This window comes from Arthrobacter russicus, from assembly GCF_031454135.1.
Taxonomy (GTDB): Bacteria; Actinomycetota; Actinomycetes; order Actinomycetales; family Micrococcaceae; genus Renibacterium; species Renibacterium russicum.
The window spans coordinates 1,486,841-1,506,423 of sequence record NZ_JAVDQF010000001.1; the positions used below are offsets into that span (position 1 = coordinate 1,486,841).

The 19,583-nt window shown below is 66.2% G+C and carries 18 protein-coding genes; 12 read left to right on the forward strand and 6 right to left on the reverse strand.

Annotated elements, in window-relative coordinates; translation table 11 throughout:
- Nucleotides 1-29 precede the first annotated feature (29 nt).
- Entirely contained in the window at nt 30-1,478 is a 1,449-nt protein-coding gene (locus JOE69_RS07000) for a glycoside hydrolase family 3 protein (RefSeq protein ID WP_309797266.1), read from the forward strand.
- An 18-nt stretch (nt 1,479-1,496) separates the two neighbouring features.
- On the opposite strand, the gene JOE69_RS07005 is transcribed toward JOE69_RS07000, so the two are convergent.
- On the reverse strand, nt 1,497-2,372 hold the full coding sequence (locus JOE69_RS07005) for a MurR/RpiR family transcriptional regulator (RefSeq protein ID WP_296363790.1): 876 nt from the start codon (nt 2,370-2,372) through the stop codon (nt 1,497-1,499).
- 202 nt (nt 2,373-2,574) lie between these two features.
- On the opposite strand from JOE69_RS07005, the gene JOE69_RS07010 reads away from it, so the two are divergent.
- The 7 genes from JOE69_RS07010 (at nt 2,575) to JOE69_RS07040 (ending at nt 11,194) form a co-directional block, all read left to right on the forward strand.
- On the forward strand, nt 2,575-3,402 hold the full coding sequence (locus tag JOE69_RS07010) for an N-acetylmuramic acid 6-phosphate etherase family protein (protein WP_309797268.1): 828 nt from the start codon (nt 2,575-2,577) through the stop codon (nt 3,400-3,402).
- A gap of 61 nt (nt 3,403-3,463) precedes the next feature.
- Nucleotides 3,464-4,393: an N-acetylmuramic acid 6-phosphate etherase gene (murQ, locus tag JOE69_RS07015; RefSeq protein WP_309797270.1), complete on the forward strand. Its 930-nt coding sequence runs from the start codon at nt 3,464-3,466 to the stop codon at nt 4,391-4,393.
- 202 nt (nt 4,394-4,595) lie between these two features.
- Nucleotides 4,596-6,437 carry an ABC transporter substrate-binding protein gene (locus JOE69_RS07020; RefSeq protein ID WP_309797272.1) on the forward strand — a complete coding sequence of 614 codons (1,842 nt, stop codon included), beginning with the start codon at nt 4,596-4,598 and terminating at the stop codon, nt 6,435-6,437.
- Nucleotides 6,438-6,440: 3 nt separating this feature from the next.
- Nucleotides 6,441-7,478 (forward strand): ABC transporter permease, encoded by a 1,038-nt coding sequence (locus tag JOE69_RS07025; RefSeq protein ID WP_309797274.1) that lies wholly within the window; start codon nt 6,441-6,443, stop codon nt 7,476-7,478.
- Nucleotides 7,475-8,389, forward strand: coding sequence for an ABC transporter permease (locus JOE69_RS07030; protein WP_296363785.1), 915 nt, complete (start codon nt 7,475-7,477; stop codon nt 8,387-8,389). Before JOE69_RS07025 ends, JOE69_RS07030 begins: the two co-directional genes overlap by 4 nt.
- A 4-nt stretch (nt 8,390-8,393) precedes the next feature.
- The gene (locus tag JOE69_RS07035; RefSeq protein WP_309797278.1) at nt 8,394-10,046 is read left to right on the forward strand and encodes a dipeptide ABC transporter ATP-binding protein; all 1,653 of its coding nucleotides are present in this window, start codon (nt 8,394-8,396) and stop codon (nt 10,044-10,046) included.
- Nucleotides 10,043-11,194 (forward strand): serine hydrolase domain-containing protein, encoded by a 1,152-nt coding sequence (locus tag JOE69_RS07040; RefSeq protein WP_309797280.1) that lies wholly within the window; start codon nt 10,043-10,045, stop codon nt 11,192-11,194. The genes JOE69_RS07035 and JOE69_RS07040 overlap by 4 nt, the downstream gene beginning before the upstream one ends.
- Here the strand turns inward: JOE69_RS07040 and purN are convergent.
- Together purN and JOE69_RS07050 are read right to left on the reverse strand one after the other, a co-directional pair.
- Nucleotides 11,183-11,743, reverse strand: coding sequence for a phosphoribosylglycinamide formyltransferase (purN, locus tag JOE69_RS07045; RefSeq protein ID WP_309797282.1), 561 nt, complete (start codon nt 11,741-11,743; stop codon nt 11,183-11,185). The two genes, JOE69_RS07040 and purN, sit on opposite strands and share 12 nt — an antisense overlap.
- A gap of 36 nt (nt 11,744-11,779) precedes the next feature.
- On the reverse strand, nt 11,780-13,105 hold the full coding sequence (locus JOE69_RS07050) for a cell division protein PerM (protein ID WP_309797284.1): 1,326 nt from the start codon (nt 13,103-13,105) through the stop codon (nt 11,780-11,782).
- 140 nt (nt 13,106-13,245) lie between these two features.
- Here JOE69_RS07050 and JOE69_RS07055 point away from each other — a divergent pair, with 140 nt between their 5' ends.
- From JOE69_RS07055 to JOE69_RS07070, 4 genes are all read left to right on the forward strand, one after another.
- Nucleotides 13,246-13,746, forward strand: a complete 501-nt coding sequence (locus JOE69_RS07055) for a DUF805 domain-containing protein (RefSeq protein ID WP_309797286.1) — start codon at nt 13,246-13,248, stop codon at nt 13,744-13,746.
- Between the two features lie 87 nt (nt 13,747-13,833).
- A complete protein-coding gene (locus JOE69_RS07060) occupies nt 13,834-14,973 on the forward strand; it encodes a glycosyltransferase family 4 protein (RefSeq protein ID WP_309797288.1) in 1,140 nt (379 codons plus the stop codon).
- A 123-nt stretch (nt 14,974-15,096) separates the two neighbouring features.
- On the forward strand, nt 15,097-15,741 hold the full coding sequence (locus JOE69_RS07065) for an HAD family acid phosphatase (RefSeq protein WP_309797291.1): 645 nt from the start codon (nt 15,097-15,099) through the stop codon (nt 15,739-15,741).
- A gap of 64 nt (nt 15,742-15,805) precedes the next feature.
- Nucleotides 15,806-16,216 carry a hypothetical protein gene (locus tag JOE69_RS07070; protein WP_296363777.1) on the forward strand — a complete coding sequence of 137 codons (411 nt, stop codon included), beginning with the start codon at nt 15,806-15,808 and terminating at the stop codon, nt 16,214-16,216.
- A gap of 97 nt (nt 16,217-16,313) precedes the next feature.
- Here the strand turns inward: JOE69_RS07070 and JOE69_RS07075 are convergent, their stop codons facing one another.
- The 3 genes from JOE69_RS07075 to JOE69_RS07085 form a co-directional block, all read right to left on the reverse strand.
- Nucleotides 16,314-16,583, reverse strand: coding sequence for a GlsB/YeaQ/YmgE family stress response membrane protein (locus JOE69_RS07075; RefSeq protein ID WP_296363776.1), 270 nt, complete (start codon nt 16,581-16,583; stop codon nt 16,314-16,316).
- 247 nt (nt 16,584-16,830) lie between these two features.
- The gene (locus JOE69_RS07080; RefSeq protein WP_309797294.1) at nt 16,831-17,457 is read right to left on the reverse strand and encodes an FMN reductase; all 627 of its coding nucleotides are present in this window, start codon (nt 17,455-17,457) and stop codon (nt 16,831-16,833) included.
- 187 nt (nt 17,458-17,644) lie between these two features.
- Nucleotides 17,645-19,573 (reverse strand): DUF5107 domain-containing protein, encoded by a 1,929-nt coding sequence (locus JOE69_RS07085; RefSeq protein WP_309797296.1) that lies wholly within the window; start codon nt 19,571-19,573, stop codon nt 17,645-17,647.
- Between the last annotated feature and the right edge of the window lie 10 nt (nt 19,574-19,583).

Here is a 19,583-nt window from a genome sequence, read left to right on the forward strand (position 1 = left end):
TGCCACGGGCCGGAACATAGGTTCGGCGGATGACCTCTGAGAACCTGCTGCGCGAAGTCAACGGCGTGATCTGGCCCGGCTTCCTGGGCGCAACTTTGCCGGACTGGTTGCGCACCGCGTTGCGTGAAGGCTTGGCCGGCGTCGTCTACTTCCGGCAGAACATCGAATCCGCAGCACAACTGACCGGGCTGTCGCAGCAGATCCGGGAGCTCAACCCGGCCGCGATCATCGGTGTGGACGAAGAAGGCGGCAACGTCACCCGGCTGCAGAGCAAGACCGGATCGGAGCTGCCCGGCGCCGCAGTCCTGGGCCGGATCGACGACCCGGAGCTCACCGCGGCCGCCGGCGCGTGGATCGGCAGGCTCTGCCGGGAGTACGGGATCAACCTCACCATCGCCCCGGTCGCGGACGTGAACACCAATCCGATGAACCCGGTGATCGGAGTCCGCTCCTTCGGCTCCGAAACCGACCTGGTGGCCAGGCACACCGCGGCGATGGTCCGCGGCATCCAGAGCGCCGGCGTCGCCGCCTGCGCCAAGCACTTCCCGGGGCACGGCGACACGCACACCGATTCGCACCTGGGCCTGCCGGTCCTGGACTTGGATCTGGCCCGGTTGGTCTCCGAACACCTGCCGCCCTTCCAGGCCGCTGCCGAGGCCGGCGCCATGGCCGTGATGACCGCGCACATCGTGCTCAGCGACCTCGGCGACGCCCCCGCGACGATCAACCCCGAGGCGCTCGCGATGCTCCGCGATACCGGGTTCGACGGCGTCCTGGCCACCGATGCTTTGGACATGGCGGCGATCCGCGCGACCATCGGCTCGGGCCGCGGCGCGGTGCGGGCGATTCTGGCCGGCGCCGATTTGCTGTGCGTGGGGAATCCGGACAACCCGCGCGACGGCGTTGCCCAGCCGACCGGCCGGACGGTCGACGAGGCCGACTACCTGGAGATCCGGGATGCCTTGCTCGCCGCCGTCGAAAGCGGCGAAATCCCCAGGGAACGGCTCGCCGAAGCGTACCGGCGCAACCAAGGGCTCACCGCCCGGCTGCAGGCTCGGCAGCCGACCGCCTCAGACGCCGCCGGTCCGGACTGGGTCGCAGTAGCAGCCCGGGCCTGTCAGGGGTCGGCCAGGCTGCCCGACTCGGTGCTCGACGCCGGCCGGCTCTCGATCAAAGACCTGCGCCGTAATCCCAATATGGCCGTCGGACGCAGCCTCGACTATTTCAGCATCGCCTTCGCGGAGAAATTCGACGTACAGCAGAACGCCACGCCGGATCTGGTGATCATCGATGCGCAGATTTCGCAGGCGGACCCGGAGCAGCGTCGGGAGCTCGCCCGGCTGGCCGCCGCCAACCCGGAACTGATCTGCCTCAACACCGGGCTGGCCGGTACCGATTTGACCGTGCCGACGTTGACCACGTTCGGGTCCTCCCGGGTCAGCGCCCAGGCCGCGGTGCGCCGATTGACCGCACGCTGAGCTTCACCCTGCCGGGCTTCACAGCGAGAAATCGCGCCGCTGCGCCGGAGCCACCACTTCGCGGGTGAGTTCGAGCGCACGCGCCGTGGCATCGTAACGGCGTTGGGCCACCGCGATGAAAATGCAATCGATCAACGCCAGCTGCGCCAGCCTCGACGACATCGCCCCGGACCGGAAGGGCGATTCGCGCACTTCGGTGCGCATCGAGAAATCCGCTTCCAGCTCCAGCGGGGATCCCGGGGCATTGGTCAGCACCACCGCACGGGCCCCGTGCTTCCGCGCTGTAGTGACGAAATCGAGCGTGAAAGCGGTGGTTCCACTATGCGAAAACGCCATCACCACGTCCCGCTTGCCCAGCAGCGCACCGGCCATCAACGCATCGTGCGGATTGCTGTACACCGCGGCATTGCGGCCGATCCGGAACAATTTGTAATACATGTCCCGCGCCACGAGATCACCGGCGCCCACACCGTAGAGGTGGATTTTGGCGGCGTCGTCGAGCACCCGGGCGATCTTGTCCAGATTCGCCAGGTCCACGCCGGCCAGCGTCTGGTCGATGCCCCGGGTTTCGTTGAACCGGACTTTGGCCACGACGTCGGCCAAAGAATCTTCGGCCCGCAGCGCGGTCTCCGACAAGCCGAGCCCTTCTTCGGCCCCGGCATTACGGCCGACTTCGGCCGCCAAAGCAAGCCGCAGTTGGGGATACCCGCGGAATCCGAGCACCCGGCAAAACCGCAACACGGTGGGCTCGGAGGTGCCGGCTTTGACCGCCAGCTCGGAAATCGTGAGATTGACCGCCGCACGCAAGTCGTCGACGATCACGGAAGCCACCCGATGCGCGGCCGGCGTGAGTTCGTTCAAATGGGAGCTGATCAGCGCCTGGAAATCTGACATATTCGACCTTTCTCCCCCCAGTTCAGGGTAGCGTGTCCGCAGCGTGGCGGATTGCCGGATGCCCGGAACCGCCGGAACCGACGGCTGGTTGCAGCATCCGGCAATTCCGTAAATTCTAATATTTACAACCTGCCGTATGATTGTGTAAGAAAATTTCACGCTTCGTTCTCCGGGCAGCCGCATGCCCTCGAAAGGTCATCCGATGGCAGAGTCCCGTGCCGACGCGACCACCGGCCTGGAACCGCTCCTCGAGGCCGCAGCCCGCCGTCCCTGGGTGGACCTCTCCGATCCACGCCCGGAGGAAATCGTCGCCCTGCTGAACCGCCGGCCCGATCAGGATTGCTTTGGCTCCTGGGGTTCCGCCGAGCGGATCGAACGGGCCGCCAGCCGGCTCGGCAGCCGGCTGGCCGACCAGGGCCGGGTCTTCCTCGTAGCCGCCGAGCAACCCGGCCGGATCGGCATGCTGACCGCCGACGCCACCCAATCGCCGGTCGAAGCATTCGCCGGCGGAGCCGGACCCTCGGCGGCCGCGCGCCGGACCGGAGGCCTCCGGGATAGCCTGGCCGGAGCCGCCGACATGTTGGCCCTCGACCTGAACCAACGGGACGCGGTGCTGGTCCTCGGCTCCGGCCAGGATTGCGATTATGCCCGGGCCGTCCGGCAATCCGCGGACCGCTCCGGCGCGCTCGCGATCGAGATTCCAGCCGACGCCGGGGGCCCGAACGAGACCGCAGCGAAACTTCTGGTGAACCTGATCGCGACCCTGGCACTGGCCTGCTCCGGCCGATCGGGACGTACCGCGACGCTGGACCTGCACACCGGCAGCGCGCAGTCGCCGTCCCGCAACGAGCACGTGGTCATGGCCGCGACCGGGGTCGATGCGCTCACCGCAGCACTCACCCTGGGTTCGGTCGGCGGTTCCGCGAAGGCAGCGATCTTGATCCTGCTGACCGGTCTGCCCGCGGAACTGGCGCTCGACATGCTGCAGCGCAGGCAGAGCCGCTTGGAAAGCACGATCGACAAACGTTGACCGCGCTGCGGAGCACCGCGGCGCGGCACCGCCAAACCACAATCTGCAGAAAGCCGAGCCGATGAAACCTTCCGATCAAGCCGCCGAACTGCGCACCGAACTGGGCGCCCTCAGCACGGAACAAAGCCACCCGGAGCTCACCGATCTGGACGGCATGGGCACCTTGGACCTGGTCCAGGCGATGAACCGGGAAGACCAGAAGGTCCCCGCGGCGATCGCGGTGGCATTGCCGCGGATCACCGCCGCAATCGATGAAATAGCCGCCCGGATGGCCCAAGGCGGCCGGTTGGTCTACGTCGGCGCCGGCACTCCCGGCCGGATCGGAGTATTGGACGCGAGCGAATGCCCGCCGACCTTCGGCACCGATCCGGGCCTGGTACGCGGCCTTCTGGCCGGCGGCGAACCGGCGCTGCGCAACGCCGTGGAAAACGCCGAAGACGATGCGGAGGCCGGGCGTGCCGACCTCGCCGCCCTGGGTCTGCAGCCGACTGATTCAGTGGTCGGCATCTCGGCCTCCGGCCGAACCCCCTATGTGCTGGCCGCGATCGCCCAGGCTGCCGAAGCCGGAGCTTTCACGGTGGGCTTCGCTTGCAACCCGGATTCGCCGCTGGGCGCCGCAGCCGAACTGGCCCTCGAGGTGGAACTCGGCCCCGAGTTCCTCGCCGGTTCGACCCGGCTGAAAGCCGGCACCGCGCAAAAACTGGTGCTGAACATGATCAGCACCATCGTCATGGTGCGGTTGGGCAAAACGTACCGCAATTTGATGGTCGATTTCCAAGCCAGCAATGCGAAACTCCGGGCGCGCAGCGAACGCACGGTGATGCTCGCCACCGACGCGCCGGCGGAAACCGCGCAGGCCGCGCTGCAGGCCGCCCAGGGGTCGGTGAAAACCGCGATTCTGATGGTCCTGGCCGGGGTGGATGCAGCGCAGGCCGACGGACTCCTGTCCCGGCACCACGGCCGGCTCCAGGCCGCATTGCTGGATTCCTGAGCCCGCAGCCGGCCTCGCCGGCGTTTCGTCAGTTCGAAGGATATATAATCGGGACTGGCACGCTCTCCATCGCTGCGCCGTTCACCCGAAACCGTCCGGCAATCAGCGGATCCTCCGGCGCGGACGAGCAGCAGCCGCAGCGGTGGAGCGTGGGCCGATGTCTGACGACAACGACCCAGCGACAACACCAAAGGGGAACCCTGTGGCAGCTAGACCGATGATTGGCCAGCATTCACCGAATCGAGCCGCGCTTCGCTTCACCCGGCGCTTTGCCGCAGTACTGCTAGGCGTCGGCTTGGCTTCCGCGCCTTTGGCGCTGGCCGCCCCGCTGGCGATCGCCGCAGACACGCCGAACAATCTCAAGATCGCGATGACCGGCGACATCGACTCGCTCAATCCGTTCACCGCGATCACCGCCTCCGCGAGCAAAGTCCTCGCATTGCAGTACCAGAACCTGGTCGCGTTCGGCCCTGAAGACAACACCCCGGTCCCCGGCATGGCGGACAAATGGGAAACCTCTCCCGACGGCAAAGTATGGACCTTCAACCTGCCCGAGGGGCGCAAATGGTCCGATGGGGAACCGATCACCGCGAACGACGCAGCCTGGACCTTCAACGCGATCAAGGCCAACGATGCCCTGAAAACTGCCAATGGCACTTTGCTGGAAAGCGTGGCGGGTGTGGTCGCGAAAGATCCGCAGACTCTGGTGATCACGCTGACCGCGGCGCAAGCACCCAACCCCGGGACCCAGCTGCCGATCCTGCCGGAGCACATCTGGTCCAAGGTCTCCGATCCGGCAACTTTCGCCAATGACAAAGACTCCGTCGGTTCTGGCCCGTTCACGGTCGGCAGCTACGACAAGTCCGCCGGCGTGACCATGAAGGCCAACCCCAACTACTGGCAGGGCAAAGCCAAGGTCGACGGCGTCATCTGGGTTCCCTACAAGACCGGCGACGCTGCCGTCCAGGCCTTGAAAACCGGCGAAGTCGACATTGTCAGCCGGCTGACACCGGCACAGTATGAAGCGCTCAAAGGGGAAGCCGGAATCACCACGAACGCCGGGATGGGCACCCGTTACGTCGGACTCGGCATCAACCCGGGGACCAAAACCCAAAGCGGGGAACTGATGGGCGACACCAATCCGGCGTTGCAGGACCTCAACGTTCGCAAAGCGATCGTGATGGCCGTGGACAACAAGACGCTGCTGGAAAAAGTCCTGCAGGGCCTCGGTCAGCCCGGCACCGGCGAAGTGCCTGCCGCGTACCCGGATTACGCCCTGCCCGCGCAAGGCCTGGGCTTGTCGTTCGACCCCGCTGCGGCGAACAAGCTCCTCGACGAGAACGGCTACGCCAAGGGTCCCGACGGAATCCGCCTCGACAAGACCGGCAAGCCATTGCAGCTGCGCCTGCTCGGCCGCAGCACCGACGCCACTGCGCAGCAGATGGCCGATTACATCAAACCCTGGCTCAAGGACATCGGCATCGAACTCACCGTGTCGATGAAAGCGAATCTGCAGGTCAACGACGATCTCGGGGCGGCGAACTACGATCTGGCCTTCACCGGCTGGGGCATGGCCCCGGACCCGGATTACCAGTTGTCGATCAACCAGTGCTCGGCCTTGCCGACGCAGTCCGACGGCACCGGCGGAGTCTCGGAAAACGGGCTCTGCCTTCCGGAATTCGATGCACTCTACAAGCAGCAGCACGTGGAATTGGATCAGCAGAAGCGCAGCGCGTTGGTCCAGCAGGCGCAGAAACTGATTTACGATGCAGCGGTCAACAATGTGATCTACTACCCCAACATGCTCGAGGCATACCGCTCGGACCGTTTCGGCGGCTTCGTGACCCAACCGGCGCAGAACGGTGTGATCAGCGAACAGAACGGCCCGTGGGGCATCTACAGCGCCACGCCCGTCGACTCGGCGGGCGCAACCGCTGGATTCAACTGGGCGTGGTTGGTGATCCCCGCCGTCGTCGTAGTGCTCGCGCTGGCCGGCTTCTTCTGGTTCCGCAGCCGCCGCTCCTCGGTGGACGACCGGGCCTAACCTGTGGCGCTTCCGCTCGGCAGCGAGGCCAGCACGCTCGGCGCCGAGGCCGAGGTCCGGCACCAGGGTGCGTCCTGGCCGCAGTACCTCGGCCGCAAAGCCGGCGGTGCGGCAATTTCGCTCGCCATGGTGGTGCTGCTGGGCTTCTTCGCCTTCCGGATGCTGCCCGGCGATCCGGTGCGGTCCCTGTCCACCGGCCGGCAGGTGAGCGCCGAGCAACTGGAGCTCCTGCGCCGGCAGTACGGCCTGGACCAACCCCTGCCGGCCCAGTTCTGGCGCTACCTCACCGATTTGCTGCAGGGCGACTTGGGACTCTCCTACACGTTCAACCGTCCGGTCGGGAGTTTGATCCTGGAACGCCTGGGGCCGACTCTGCTGCTCACCGGTTCCGCCGCCGTGATCTCCTTGTTGCTGGGCCTCTGGTTGGGGCAACGCGCGGCGTGGCGCCGCGGCAGTGCTTTCGACCGCGGGCAGACCGGGTTGGCGCTGGTGTTCTGGTCGGTGCCCACTTTCTGGGTCGGCCTGTTGCTGCTCTTGATCTTCGGCGGCGGTCTGCGCTGGTTCCCGACCGGCGGAATGGTCACCGCGGGCAGCGACGACACCGGGTTCGGCTATCTGTTCGACGTGGCCCGGCATCTGGTGCTTCCGTTGGTCACCATGGTTGCCGTCGTGTACGCCCAGTACCTCATGGTGATGCGGGCCTCGTTGATCGAGGAGATGAGTTCGGATTACTTGACCACGGCCCGGGCCAAAGGCCTGCGTGAAGCCGAGGTTCGGCGCAAACACGCAGTGCCGAATGCATTGCTGCCCACGGTGACCCTGGTCTTCCTGACCTTGGGCGGATTGATCGGCGGAGCGGTGACCGTGGAAACCGTGTTCTCCTGGCCGGGTCTGGGGTACCTCACCTTCACCGCGCTCTCCACTCCGGACCTGCCCTTGCTGCAGGGGACGTTCGTGGTCTTTTCCGGAATCGTGATCTTGATGAATTTCTGCGCCGAGCTGGCTTACCGGGTGCTCGATCCGAGGCTGCGCACCGGATGAACGCGACCGGCACCCCGAGATCCGGCAGCGCCGCCAAACTGGCCGCCGCCCGACGACTGCAACGCGGCAAAGAACTCTGGTCCGGGTTCGCGGCGCACCGCTCCGGCCTGGCCGGATTGCTGGTGCTGCTGGTCATCATCGGCTTGGCTTTGCTGGCCCCGCTGATCGTACCGGCCGAAAACCTCGACGTCACCAAAGCCACGGCGGCACAGAACCAGCCGCCCAGTTGGGCCTTTCCACTGGGCACCGACCCGGCCGGCCGTTCCGTGCTCGCGATGTTGTTGTGGGGTGCCCGGAGCTCGCTTCTGGTCGGCCTTTCAGCCACCGCGCTCTCCATGCTGATCGGCACCGTGATGGGCATGTGCGCCGGGCACTTCAGCGGCTTCGCCCAGGCGGTGTTCCTACGGGTCATCGACTTCTTCCTGGTGATCCCGGGGCTGGTCCTGGCGATCGTGCTCTCGGTCGTGGTCGGCCCGGGGATCTTCGTGATCATCCTGGCGATCGGCGTGACCTCGTGGGCCGGAACCGCCCGGCTGGTCAGGTCCCAGACGCTGACCGTGGAAGCCCTCCCGTATATCGAACGGAGTTGGGCATTGGGCGCCACGCACCTGCACGTGATCGGCAAACACGTGCTTCCTGCGGTGCTGCCCTTGGTCTTGGCCAACACCACCCTGACCGTCGGCTCGGCGGTGATCGCCGAATCGACCCTGTCCTTCCTCGGCCTGGGCGATCCCGGCACGGTCTCCTGGGGTTCGATGCTCAAGTCCGCCCTTGACACCGGGGCCGCGACCGCCGGTTTCTGGTGGTTCGTCTTGCCGCCCGGGGTGGCGATCGTCGTCGTCGTGCTTTGTTTCACGTTGCTCGGCCGGGCCTTGGAATCCGTTGTCAACCCCGCTTTGAGAGGCCGCTGACCCGATGCCCATCCTGACCTTCGACAACGTCTCGATCAGCTACCGGGTGCAGACCGGATCCGGACCCGGCCGGATCCAAGCCGTGGACGGCGTCACGCTCACCGTGCCTCCGGGCGCTACCGTCGGCCTGGCCGGCGAATCGGGGTGCGGCAAGTCGACTCTGGCCATGTCCGCGCTGCGACTGCTGCCGCCGAATGCCCTGGTCGAGGGGACGGTCTCACTGGGCGGCGAAGACGTGGCGGGCATGAGCTGGGGCAGACTGCGCGCAGTCCGTTGGACCGAGGCTTCAATCGTCTTCCAAGGCGCGATGCATTCGCTCAACCCGGTGCGCAGGGTCCGGCAGCAGATTGCGGAAGCCCTGCTGGTCCATGCGAAAGCCAGAACTTCGGTTTACCGAGACGGCGCAGAACGCGACCGGCGGGTCGCCGAATTGCTGCAGCAGGTGGATCTGGACCCCGACCAGGCCGACGCTTTTCCACATGAGCTCTCCGGTGGGCAGAAGCAACGCGTGATGATCGCGATGGCTCTGGCTTGCGATCCGGAACTGATCATCGCCGACGAGCCAACCACGGCCTTGGACGTGGTGGTCCAAAGCCAAGTGCTGGCGCTGCTCGGCAGCTTGGTGGAATCCCGCAATCTCGCGCTGATCATGATCAGCCACGACCTTTCGATTCTGGCCGCGACCTGCGAACGCATCGTGGTGATGCACGAAGGCAGAATCGTCGAATCGGGCCCGTCCGCCGACGTGATCGGGAACCCTCAGCATCCGCACACCCAGGCACTCGCCTCGGCGTTCCCGACCATCGGCGACCCCGCCTCGCGACGCCGCTTGCCGGGCTACCGGGCTCCGGCGGCGGCGCCGGCAGCCGCAGCGAGCGGGCCGCCAACCCTGCAGGCAAAAGCGATCTCCGTGGTTTTCCGGTCCCGCAAGGGGCCGGTCAAAGCCGTGGACCGGGTCGACCTGGATTGCCGGCCCGGCGAAATAGTGGCCTTGGTGGGCCAATCCGGCTCGGGGAAGACCACCCTGGCCCGTACCCTGTTGGGCTTGCAGCAGCCCAGCAGCGGCCAAGTGCTGGTCAAGGGCGTGCCGTTGGACCGAAGCCGCAAAGCACTCAAGGCTTACCGGAAATCCGTGCAATTCGTGCTCCAGGACCCGATGGCGGCACTCAATCCGAGACACTCGGTTTACGAAGCCGTCGCCGAAGGGATCAGGTTGCACCGGCTGCCCGGCGATGAATCCGAGTTGGTCGCCGAAGCTTTGCGCAAAGCCGAGCTGTACCCGGCCGAGCGGTATCTGCGGGCGATTCCGCAAGAGCTGTCCGGTGGACAGCGCCAGCGCGTGGTGATTGCCGGGGCCTTGGCCCTGGACCCCGAGTTCCTGATCGCCGATGAGCCGGTGGCCAGCTTGGACGCCTCGGTCCGCGCCGAAATCCTCGCGTTGCTGCTCCGGCTGCGCTGCGAATTCGGCCTCGGTGCTTTGGTGATCACCCACGACCTGGGTTTAGCCTGGAATATCGCCGACCGCGTGGTAGTCATGTACCGAGGCCGGATCGTGGAGGCGGGTCCAGTCGAGTCGGTGCTGCTCGAACCGCAGCACGAATACACCCGGAAGCTGCTCAGCGTGGTTCCGGCCCATCCCGGAAGGACCATCGGATGAACCGAGCGTCTGAGCGGATCGATGTGCCCGCGCACGTCGGATCCGTCCTCCGCGATGCGGTGTCCGCGGGTGCCACGGCTTCCGCGGTCTATGCCGCGGCCATCGCCGGCGAGGCCCAGGAACCGGTGGCAGTCGGGGCCGCCTTGCGCTTCGGCGACCAGGGCACCGAGCTGCCTGCTGGCGACCAGGTGCCCGCCACCCCGGAAACCTTCTACGACTTGGCCTCGATCACGAAGCTGTTCACTGCGATCACGGCGTTGAGCCTGGTTGCCGACGGCTCGCTCGCGCTCGACGAGCCGGTCGGCGAGCATCTTCCGCAATACCGCGATGCGGACAAGGCCGAGGTGAACCTCCGGCATCTGCTCACGCACACCTCGGGCCTGCCGGCCGAATGGAGCGGCTGGCGCAGCAGTTTCGGGTCCGGGCGCGGTTTCCACCGGGGCGAGCTTCTGGCCGATCTGCTGGACACCGGTCTGCTCGCTGCGCCGGGCAGCCGGTTCGAGTATTCCTGCATCGGCTACAACACCGTGATGGCACTCTGCGAGGCCCGATCCGGCGTGCCGTGGGCGGCGCTGGTGCAGGACCGGGTGCTGGACCATCTGCCGACCACCGGGATCACCGGGTGCCCAGAATCCGGCCATTGTGCGGCCACCGAATTCCGGCCGGATCTGGGCCGGGGCATGATCCGGGGCAGCGTGCACGACGAAGCCGCATGGTCCCTGGGCGGGCTCTCCGGAAACGCCGGGATGTTCGCCACCGCACCGGCCCTGCTGGTCTTCGCCGAGGCACTCCGGACCGGGCTCGAAGGCATCCTCCCGGCCGGACTTGCGGCCGAAATGTGGCAGGCCCAAGTCTCGGAGGCGCTGCTGCCGGGCGAGGACCGGCAGCAACCGGACTTCGGCCAGGGCTTGGGCTTGCGGATCGGCCAGCGCAGCTGGATGGGCGCCCGGGCGAGTTCGGGCGCGGTTGCCGATCGGCCCCGCGGGCACGGCGGGTTCACCGGGACGTCGCTGCTGATCGACAAAACCCAGGGGATCAGCATCGCGCTCCTGGCCAACCAGATTCATCCGAGCCGCACCGGCCCGGGGATTCAACCGGCCTGCCGCGAGATCGTCGAGACCGTCTACCGCACGGTGCTACCGGGCTAGCCCGGCCAAAACCTCGATCAACACCTCGCGTTCAGCGACTTTGATCCGTTCGTGCAAGCTTGCCTCGGTATCGTCGTCGAGCACGGTCACCGCGCGTTGCGCGATGATCGGACCGGTATCGATTCCGGCGTCGGCGTACATCACCGTGCAGCCGGTGACCTTCACCCCGTAGGCCAGCGCATCCCGGACGCCGTGTGCTCCGGGGAAAGCCGGCAGCAATGCCGGATGCGTGTTCAGGTACCGTTGCGGGAAAGCCGCGATGAAATCCGGCCCGACAATCCGCATGAACCCCGAAGACACCACGAGATCCGGTTCGAAACTGCGCACTTCCGCCAGCAGTGCGGCATCCCAGTCGGCGCGCTGGGCGAAGGCCTTGAAATCCACCACGAAAGTCGGGATTCCGGCCGCTGCCGAACGCGCCACGCCTTGGGTGCCCGGACGGTCCGCGCCCACCGCGACGATCTCGATGTCGAGCTCACCGGCCTCGACGGCGTCGATCACCGCTTGCAAATTGGAGCCGGTTCCGGAGACGAGGACGAGAATGCGCATACAGAGAATCCTAGGCGACACCGCCGGCCGGACCGGTTACCGGTCGGCGAACGGGTCGAACTCTTCGCGCGCGCTGCGTCGCGCTTTTGCGCCTTCGAGCCAGGGGCCGGCAGTATGCCCGATCAAGACCCCCAGGGCCACCTCGCAACTGATCCAGAGCGCGGTCTGCACCGGATCAGGGCCGAGTTCGGTGAGCCGGCCGAATCCCCCCGAACCGGCCGCGAACCATGCCGCGATACCGCCGAGCACTCCGGCACCCAGGCCGATCACGGCGGCGAGCGCCACCGTTCCCAGACCCGCGCTGAGCCAGCGCTGCCGGATCCGGATTGCCAGCCAATCGTCGAAATGGTTTTCGCCTTCGCGCAGGAACCACCAGCCTGCGGCGGCTCCGGCGAGCACCGGCAGCACCATGGCAAGCACACCCCAACTCAGTTGGCCCACCGGAAGCGCGGCCAGGATCGGGATCGCCGGAACCGGTGCCACCGCGGTGCCCAACGGGCCCACGCTGGAGCCGACGCCGAGCGAAAAGCCCGATCCGGAAGACCAGGCCATCGTCCAAGCCGTGAAATTCGGCACGTAGCCCAGTTGCGCGAGCGTGAGCACGGCACCGCCCACCGGGCCGGCTTTGAGCCCCTGGTAGACCGCGGCGATGTCCGCCCAATGCACCGCGATATTGATCGCGAAGAGCAGCGCGGAAAGACCCAGCAGAACCAGGACGGCGAGGAAGGCCGCCCGCGCTGCAGACCACAGGTAGGAACCGGTCCAGCGGGAAATCTGGCTGGCAGCGGCCATCCGCGCTGCGGCATCGACGCCGATCAAGGTGCCCCAGGTGCCTGCCTCGCGACGCGCCCCGATGACCAGGCCCAGAGTCACTGGGATCAGCGGCACGAGTGCGGCAGCCGGCAGGCTGGCCATGGCGCTCGAGGTGCGGCAGACGTACCCGGTGGCCAGGCCCAGTGCGGCATAGACCAGGATTGCGCCGAGCAATGCCTGCCAAAGCTGATCCGTGTAGGACGCCCGGGCCAGCCGGCGGCCGGCCCGCCAAGCCAGGAAGAACGGGATCAGGGTCAGGCCCAACGGCACCAGGCTGAGCACGCCGGCTTGGCCCTGTGCGGATGAGGCTCCGGTGACCATCGAGACGTTCAGCGGGACGCCGTGCACCAGCAGCCAGGCCTGGCCGGCGAGTCTGGCGATCTCGTCCGCCGGCGGATTGCCGAAGCCGCCGGTGAAGAAGACCGCGCCGATCGGCACCAGGATCAATACCGCGGTGATCACCGCCAGCTGCACCGACTCGAAGGCACCTTGCAGCCACAAGGGCATCGGAATGCCGCGTCGGCCGCTCTGGCCCGTTGTCAGTTTCATCGTCATCCATCGTGCCACGCGGAGTCCGAATGGTCTTTGGGCCTCGCCGCACGCGAACAAGTTCTCAGCAACCCTGGCGCTGCCCGGGCCGATCCAGTAACCTCTGAGCGGAGCTTTAATATACTCGATGGAGGAACCGCATGGTCCAGCCCGTCGACGCCCCTTGGCAGCCGGAAACCGATTGGCGCAGCCAGCCCTTCCCGGAGGCCAGCCTGGCCATCGCGGTCAAACGGTTCTATCGCAGGTACTCGGATTTCAAAGGCCGCTCCTCGCGCAGCGAATATTGGTGGGTGCAGTTGTACCTGGGCCTGCCGAGTTTGCTCTTGCTGCTGCCGTTTTATCTCAACTGGGAAGAAGCGGCATCGAACAATCTCGCGGACCGGATGCTCGGCGGCACGGCGGCGGCTGCTGAACTGCCGGCCCCGGGGCCGGCGCAGATTTTCGCCCTGGTGCTTTTCATCGTCTTCTGGCTGCTGCATCTGGTCCCGGCCCTCGCCCTGGGCGTGCGGCGGTTCCACGATGCGAACTTCTCCGGTTGGCTGATCCTGCTCAACCTGGTCCCTTTCCTCGGCCGGATCGCGGGGTTCGTCTTCTCGGTGCTGCCCAGCAATCCGCGAGGCGTCCGCTTCGACCGGCCCTGATCCGCAATACTTCCTGTTCACCCAAGTTTTTCCGACACGAAACCCGTTATCGGGCAAATCGCCAGGCTTGCTAGCGAGCATTGAGGCGTGAGGATCGTACTTATCGCCGAGTCATTCCTGCCGAACATGAACGGGGTCACGCACTCCGTCCTAAAGGTCCTGCAGCATCTGCGCAGCCAAGGCGATGACGCCCTGATCGTCGCCCCTTCCAGCACCGATCCGCAAGCGCCCGACGAAGTCGAAGGCTTCCCGGTGCACCGGGTGCCTTCGCTGCCGCTGGCCGGTTATACGAATCTCCGGGTCGCCTTCGGCTGGGTCAATCGGATCAAACGCATCCTGAGTGACTTCCAACCCGATGTGGTGCATCTGGCCTCGCCGTTCGAACTCGGCTGGCGGGCCGCCCGGGCCGCGGCCTTGCTGAATCTGCCCACCGTGGCGGTCTACCAGACCGAGGTGCCCTCATATGCCGGGCGGTACGGCGTGCCGTTCCTGGAGAATTGGGCCTGGAACCGGGTGGAGAACATCCATCTGCTGGCCACCCGGACGTTGGCGCCGTCGAGCTTCGCGGTCAACCAGCTCCGCGGCCACGGCATCCCCCGGATCCACCTGTGGCGCCGCGGCGTGGACACGGCACGGTTCAGCCCGCAAAAACGCAACGGCGAACTGCGCGCCCGTGCCGGCGCCCAAACCAAGAAGATCATCGGCTACGTCGGCCGACTGGCTGCGGAAAAGCAGGTCGCCGACCTGGCCGCAATTGCGGACATCCCCGGCACGCAACTCGTGATCGTCGGTGAAGGCCCGTTGCGCGGGCAACTGGAGCAACAGCTTCCGAACGCCTTTTTCACCGGCTTCATGGGCGGCGAAGATCTGGCCCACGCCGTGGCCGACTTCGATCTGTTCGTCCATCCCGGAGAGTTCGAAACCTTCTGCCAGACCATCCAGGAGGCGATGGCCTCCGGGGTTCCAGTGGTCGCCACCGGTCGCGGCGGCCCACTGGATCTGGTGGACAATTCGCGTACCGGCTGGCTGTACACCCCGGGCGACCTGGCGGGACTGCGCAATCACGTCATGGACCTGATCGGCGACGACGCCAAACGTTCCGCTTTCGCGAAGGCAGCGCACCACACGGTGCAGGGCCGGACCTGGAGTGCGGTATGCGGGCAGCTGACCGATCATTACCAGGCAGTGATCGTCGAGCACCGGTCCAAGCAGCGCCAGTTGGCCTGAACCCGGCAACGGCAGCTCCGCCGCAACGAATTTCCGGATCTCCCGAACGCTTCGGGCGATCCGCCCTGCCCCGGCCAGCGACATCGCCTGTGCCGGCCGACACCAACACCACTGGAGAAACACATGCGCAACAACCCGAATCCGCGAAAATTCGGCACGGCACTTTTTGCCGCAGGACTGGCGCTGGGTCTGGGGGCAGCCTCCCTGCCCTTGGCCCCGACGGCACAGGCGGCCAGTTCCACGGCCGGCATGCAGGACTACAAAGGCATCCGCCCCGCGGATTGGCTTGCGGACGTAGACGACGCCCTTGACGGTTCACTCGACTACGTGCAGAACCGGGTGGCTAACAAAGCTTCCGGTGAAAAGCTCGCCGTGGTTTTCGACATCGACGACACCTCGCTGGCCACGGATTTCGCCAAGGACAAATCGAATATCCCGGCGATCGGTTCCTCCCTGGCGCTGGCGAAGAAAGCCGATTCCCTGGGCGTCAAGGTGTTCTTCGTCAGCAACCGGCTCTATGACGGAGACCGCACCAGCAACACCTCGACGAAACAGGCGCTCAGCAAGGTCGGATACCCGGTTTTCGAGATCTACCACCAGTCGGGCGAACGGTATCCGGTGCAGCAGTTCAAAACCGCGAGCCGCCAGGACATCGAAGACCGCGGCTACACGATCATCGCCAACACCGGCAACCGGCAGACCGATTTGGACGGCGGATACGCGGAGAAGACCTACAAGCTGCCCGACTACGACGGTGTGCTGCAGTAAACCGGCTCTGGTCTTTACCGGAAGCAGGCACTAGGTTCGAGGAAAGACCCTCGAAAGGAATCCCATGGGAATCAGACTCGGCCACGTGGCGCTTCGGCTGGCCAGCGGTGCGTTCATCCTCAATTCGGGCATCGGGAAGCTCGGCCTCGAAACGGAACACGCCGCGGGCCTGCAGCAAATGGCGCTGAACGCCTTTCCGCAGCTGAACGACATTGCGCCGGAAAAATTCGGCCAATACCTCAGCTACGGCGAGATCGGCTTGGGCAGTGCCCTGCTTCTGCCGTTCCTGCCCAGCAGGCTCGTCGGCTTGGCGCTGACTGGCTTCGCCGGCTCGCTGGTGTACACCTATCTGAAAACGCCGGGGATGACGCAGGCCGACGGCTTCCGGCCGACGGCGCAGGGCACGGCCATGGCCAAAGACATCTGGCTGCTCGCCATCGGACTCGCTTTGCTCTTCGACCGCAAACCGCGCTGACCTGGGAAATGCACGACGGCGGCCCGGCACCTTTTGCGAACAAGGTGCCGGGCCGCCGTCGTGCATTTCCGGAAGAGGGACCTCCCGGAAACCGGTACTACGCTTTGGCGCCCTTGCGGCCGGTGATCATTCCGTAAACCAGCAGCACGATGATCGAGCCGACGATCGCCAGGATCCAGCTGGAGAACGACCAGAAGTTGGTCAACGAAACGTTGAAGATCAGCCCGCCGAGCCAGCCGCCGAGCATAGCACCGACGACGCCGAGGATCAGCGTGGCGATCCAGCCGCCGCCCTGCTTGCCCGGAAGGATGAACTTGGCGATCGCACCGGCGATCAGGCCGAGAATCAAGAAACTGAAGAAACCCATTATTTGCTCACGCTACCTTGGTCTGTTGATGTGGTCTTCGTCATGATGCGACCAGTGCGCCGCCCGAAGATGTATGCCGCGAGTGCTGCCCCACCTATGAAAATAATCAGGTTCCGCATGACACTCCTTTCTCTGGCCTGAAGCCTTTGAACCTGGGCCGTTCGACCCGTTCACAACTAAGTCGTATCCCGGAGCCCAATCGTCACGCAGCCGGAGGAAAAAACTTTTCCGGCACCCTTCCGGGCGTTCAGCCCCGCGGCGTGATGTTGGCCAAAAGCTGCTCGAACGGCAGCGATTCCAAGCGAGCCGCGGCATCCCGTCGGACGCTGTTCCCGTCCAGCGCAGCGGCCAATTCACCGGCGGCTTGGCTGATCCGCGAGGAAAGCGGGGTTTGCGTGGGATCCTCGACGCCCCAGTCCTCCGGCGAGGCATAGACGCCGGTCGGCATGATCCGGGTCCGCAGGTAGCTGAACAGCGGCCGCATCGCGAAATCGATCACCAGCGAATGCCGGGCCGAGCCCCCCGAGGCCGCCAGCAGCACCGGGATGCCGTCCAGGGACTTCGGATCGATCAGGTCGAAGAAAGATTTGAACAGACCGCTGAACGACCCGGAGAAGACCGGGGTCACCACGATCAGGCCGGCCGCCCGTTGGACGCGGTCGATGAGTTTCTGCAAGCCGGGTGCGGCATAGCCGGTGACGAAGTTGTTCGCGATGTCCACCGCGAAGTCGCGCAGCTCGACCGTCTCGAAACGGACGGGATCGGCTCCCCCGGGAATCTGTTTCGCGGTCGCAGCAGCAAGTTGGTCAGCCAGCATCCGGCTGGAAGAAGGCACGCCCAGTCCCGCCGAAATGACCATGATGACGCGTTCCATGCCGACCTACTTTCTATGCGTTTGCATCTATGATCGCTGCAACGCACCGCGTCGGCAGGTTATTCCCCCGGCCGGGTCGACCCACGCCCGTCCAATTGACCTGTTCGGTGGGCAGGGACGTCTGAGCCCACTGAACCCGCTGATTGGACGGGCGCAGGAGTGGTGCGCGTTGCGAGTCCGGGCCGGCTCAGTCGGCCATGCCGAATTGGTAGGCCTGCGGAATTTCCGTCCCCGGGAAAAGCCGCTGCCACAGCCCGGCCAGCGAATTCTCCCCTTCACGCAAGTCGGCGACCGTGATTCCGGCTTGCAGCGCCGCGGCGGCTTCGGCGGTACGGCCGAGCGCCGCCAAGGCTTGAATCCGCAAGAACTCGACCCGGCCGTCGGCCGCCGCCTCGGCCCCGGCCACCGCGGAGAACCCCGCCAAGACCTGGCTGGCCGACTCGGCCAGACCATCGGCCAGCAATGCCGAGGCTGCCTCGACCACCAGGGCACGATTCCCCGGAGCCAGCGCACAGGCCTGCAGGTAGCGTTGCGGGTCGTTTTCGACCAGGGCCAAGCCGCGCAGCGCAGCGGCTTGCAGCCCGGCATCGTCCGGAGCCGCTTCGAGGCAACGGCGGTACCCCGCGACCGCCTCGGCGAGCCGGCCCTCGGCCTGCGCAAGCGTGCCCAGATGGAACGCGATCTGGCCTTGGTTCCCAGCGGCCAGACCCAGTGCCCGCGACCAATCGGAACCCGCGACGAAATTATCGGCACCGGCGAAGTTCCCGGTAGCCAGGAGCTCCAGCCAGGGCTTTTGCGGCAGGCCCAGCGTTTCGGCACCGAACGGCGTGCCCGGATACGCCCAAGGCGCCTGGCCCTGCGCCGTCCGGCGGCGCGACTCCAAGGCCCCCCAGCCGGAACCGGAGTGGAATGCCGCCCGCGGCTCGGCATCGGCCCACTGCGACCATGCCGTGAAATCACTTTCCAGCCGGGCTGCGGGGAGCAATTGCTCGACCCGCTGCCCGGCGTGCTCGATGGCCTGCGGCCAGGACGCCCGGGCGAGCCCGGGCGTCAGCCGGGCATTGCCGTAGCATTCGAGCCACGCCCAGGATTCCCCCGCGGCGAGCGGCAGGTTCTCGAATTGGGTCTGCGCCAGGCCGGCCTGGATCTCGGCGTATTTCCCGCCGTCCGGGCTGAGCCATTCCTGCCAGCGCCGGCCACCGTCGCCCTCGCCCCAGACGAAGAGCTTTCGGCCGCGCAACCGCTCGGTGGAGAGCATCGCCAGCCCATCGCCGTCGGCATCGGCGGCCGCGATCCAGCGGCGTTGCTGTGGCGCCAGGTCGAAGAAGTAGTCGGCCGCATGCCGGTTCCGTTCCGGCCAGGTGCAATCGACGCCGTCCAGCTCCTGCGGGCTCCGCCGCTTGATCCCGTTCTCGTAATCGCTGGCGAAGGCGCTCGACGCCGGTGCGATCACCCGGGTGTGTTCGGTTTGCGGCACTGCGGCGTTGGACCACCAGTAGATCGGCACCTCGTGCTCGTTCGGATTGCTGATCCGGATCGCGACTTTGAGCACCGGTGAATCCGCCGGCAGCCAGGCATCGATCTGGAAGACCACGTTGCGGAGCCGTTCGAATTCCCACATCCGCAATGCCTGCCCGCTGTCCGGCAGATCGACCACGGCACTGTGCAACGGGGCGCAGGTGCCGGGCGAGTGCCCACGGGTTCCGATGTTCCACTCGATGCCGCCCGCGAACCAGGCATTGCGCAGCGCCAGATTACCAAATTGGATCTGCCCCGGGGTGTGCAGCAGATGCTTGCCAGTGTTCTTGTCGAACAGCTCCCAGAGCCGGCCGCCCAGGGCCGGCAGGAACTTCGCGCGCAATTGCGAGTTCTCCAGGATCACCACCGGCATCTCGACGGTTTCCTGAATTCTGGAGAACCGGTCCTGCAGCCGGTACGGGTGCAGTGTCGCCGGATGCCCGTAGGTCGAGTTGGCGATGATCTCGGCTGGCACATCCCCGCTGATCTGGTACGGGGCCTCCAGGGGCTTGCCGATATTGGCCAGCGGGTTCTCCGGACCGAGTTGCGCGCTCGAAACAGACTCGGTCCGGATGGTCAAGGCACTGCTGAGGCCCATGCCGGGTTTC

Coding starts and splice junctions, on each gene's coding strand:
- JOE69_RS07000 (WP_309797266.1), top strand. CDS start 30: ATGACCTCTGAGAACCTGCTGCGCGAAGTCAACGGCGTGATCTGGCCC.
- JOE69_RS07005 (WP_296363790.1), bottom strand. CDS start 2,372: ATGTCAGATTTCCAGGCGCTGATCAGCTCCCATTTGAACGAACTCACG.
- JOE69_RS07010 (WP_309797268.1), top strand. CDS start 2,575: ATGGCAGAGTCCCGTGCCGACGCGACCACCGGCCTGGAACCGCTCCTC.
- murQ (WP_309797270.1), top strand. CDS start 3,464: ATGAAACCTTCCGATCAAGCCGCCGAACTGCGCACCGAACTGGGCGCC.
- JOE69_RS07030 (WP_296363785.1), top strand. CDS start 7,475: ATGAACGCGACCGGCACCCCGAGATCCGGCAGCGCCGCCAAACTGGCC.
- JOE69_RS07035 (WP_309797278.1), top strand. CDS start 8,394: ATGCCCATCCTGACCTTCGACAACGTCTCGATCAGCTACCGGGTGCAG.
- JOE69_RS07040 (WP_309797280.1), top strand. CDS start 10,043: ATGAACCGAGCGTCTGAGCGGATCGATGTGCCCGCGCACGTCGGATCC.
- purN (WP_309797282.1), bottom strand. CDS start 11,743: ATGCGCATTCTCGTCCTCGTCTCCGGAACCGGCTCCAATTTGCAAGCG.
- JOE69_RS07050 (WP_309797284.1), bottom strand. CDS start 13,105: ATGAAACTGACAACGGGCCAGAGCGGCCGACGCGGCATTCCGATGCCC.
- JOE69_RS07055 (WP_309797286.1), top strand. CDS start 13,246: ATGGTCCAGCCCGTCGACGCCCCTTGGCAGCCGGAAACCGATTGGCGC.
- JOE69_RS07065 (WP_309797291.1), top strand. CDS start 15,097: ATGCGCAACAACCCGAATCCGCGAAAATTCGGCACGGCACTTTTTGCC.
- JOE69_RS07070 (WP_296363777.1), top strand. CDS start 15,806: ATGGGAATCAGACTCGGCCACGTGGCGCTTCGGCTGGCCAGCGGTGCG.
- JOE69_RS07075 (WP_296363776.1), bottom strand. CDS start 16,583: ATGGGTTTCTTCAGTTTCTTGATTCTCGGCCTGATCGCCGGTGCGATC.
- JOE69_RS07080 (WP_309797294.1), bottom strand. CDS start 17,457: ATGGAACGCGTCATCATGGTCATTTCGGCGGGACTGGGCGTGCCTTCT.
- JOE69_RS07085 (WP_309797296.1), bottom strand. CDS start 19,573: ATGGGCCTCAGCAGTGCCTTGACCATCCGGACCGAGTCTGTTTCGAGC.